The organism is Acetobacter sp. AAB5, from assembly GCF_050106715.1.
Lineage (GTDB): Bacteria > Pseudomonadota > Alphaproteobacteria > Acetobacterales > Acetobacteraceae > Acetobacter > Acetobacter oryzifermentans.
This window is the reverse complement of record NZ_JBNIEW010000062.1, coordinates 1-396: the sequence shown is the minus strand read 5'-3', so window position 1 is coordinate 396 and position 396 is coordinate 1. Positions and strand designations below refer to the sequence as shown.

General features: G+C 54.0%; 1 protein-coding gene. It reads left to right on the top strand.

Annotation, left to right across the window (positions count from 1 at the left end):
- The coding region (locus ACP7IZ_RS13800; RefSeq protein ID WP_426849733.1) for a DDE-type integrase/transposase/recombinase at positions 1-396 on the top strand (396 nt) is incomplete at both ends.

Here is a 396-nt window from a genome sequence, read left to right as displayed (position 1 = left end):
GCAGGCGTCTGGTTCGCGAAAAGCCTGAAAAGCTGTCGGTTCCGGCCCTTCCCAACAGGGTCTGGTCCATGGATTTTATGGCGGACAGGCTGATGGATGGACGTGCTTTTCAGCTCCTGAACATTCTGGATGACTTCAATCGTGAAGGACTGGCGATCGAGGTTGATTTTTCCCTGCCGGCCTGTCGGGTTGTCCGCTGTCTGGAACAGGTTATGGAGTGGCGTGGCAGGCCAGAAGCCATCCGAATGGATAATGGCCCTGAATATGTCAGTCATACGTTGGTTCCATGGGCCGAAAAACAGGGGATTACCCTGATCTATACGCAACCGGGTAATCCGCAGCAGAACGCCTATATTGAACGCTACAACAGAACTGTCCGGCAGGAATGGCTGGAGC